1 protein-coding gene is annotated in these 1,095 nt (G+C 68.9%); it reads left to right on the forward strand.

Features of this window, described 5'->3' with window-relative positions:
- The first annotated feature begins 145 nt into the window (after positions 1–145).
- Entirely contained in the window at positions 146–874 is a 729-nt protein-coding gene (gene istB, locus FHS74_RS30105; protein WP_184807959.1) for an IS21-like element helper ATPase IstB, read from the forward strand.
- Positions 875–1,095 lie beyond the last annotated feature (221 nt).

Consider the following 1,095-nt stretch of genomic DNA (forward strand, 5'->3'; position numbering starts at 1 on the left):
ATTCCGCCGCCGTCGTCCTCAACATCCTGGCCCGGCGGCGGGAAGCGGCGGCGCCGGCGCCCATCCGGACGCCCGCCACGCTGATGCTGCACCACGCGCCCGTGGCCGATTGCGCCCGCTACGACACCTTGAGGAGGGTACAGTGATGGAGCGCCCGGAAATCCTGGCCGCCATGGCCGAGTTGAAGCTCTACGGCATGAAGGCGGCGTATGACGAGATCATCGCCACGGCCGTCAAGCGCCAGCACGAGCCTCAGCGCATCGTCGGCGACCTGCTGGGCGCGGAGATCAGCGAGAAGCAGGCCCGCTCCATCCGCTACCAGCTCACCATCGCCAAGCTGCCCCTGGCCAAGGACATCGACGACTTCGTGTTCGAGGGCACGCCGATCAACCAGACCCTGGTCCGTGACCTGGCGGGCGGCGACTTCCTGGCTCATCAGCGCAACGTCGTCCTGGTCGGCGGGACCGGCACCGGCAAGAGCCACCTGGCCATCGCCATCGCGCGCGCCTGCATCCGGGGCGGCAGGCGCGGCCGCTTCTTCAACGTCGTCGACCTGGTCAACAAGCTGGAGGCCGAGAGCCGCCTGGGGCGCCAGGGGCGGCTGGCCGACCACCTCAGCCGCCTGGACTTCATCATCCTGGACGAACTGGGCTACCTGCCGTTCCCCCAGGCGGGCGGCCAGCTCCTGTTCCACCTCATCAGCCGCCTCTATGAACAGACCTCGGTCATCGTCACCACCAACCTCGCCTTCGGCGAATGGCCGTCCGTCTTCGGCGACGCCAAGATGACCACCGCCCTGCTCGATCGCCTGACCCATCACTGCGAGATCGTCGAGACCGGCAACGAAAGCTGGCGCTTCAAGAACCGCGCCTGACCGCCTTCCCATCACCGCCCCCCGCCCCAGACCCCACCCCCGCGGGTTCCCCCGGTGGGCGCACAGGCACCTCCCGTCCCCTCCGCTCCGCGCATCGCCAAGGGCGCTGCGCTCCGGGGACGGGGCCCTCCTATGCGCTACCGGGACAACCCGATTGCCAGCACATCACTGGGGTCCCTATTGGGCGCCGATACGGGGTCCCGTTACGCTGCCGATTGACA

Origin of the sequence: Nitrospirillum iridis (assembly GCF_014205765.1) — a bacterium.
GTDB classification, from domain to species: Bacteria; Pseudomonadota; Alphaproteobacteria; order Azospirillales; family Azospirillaceae; genus Nitrospirillum; species Nitrospirillum iridis.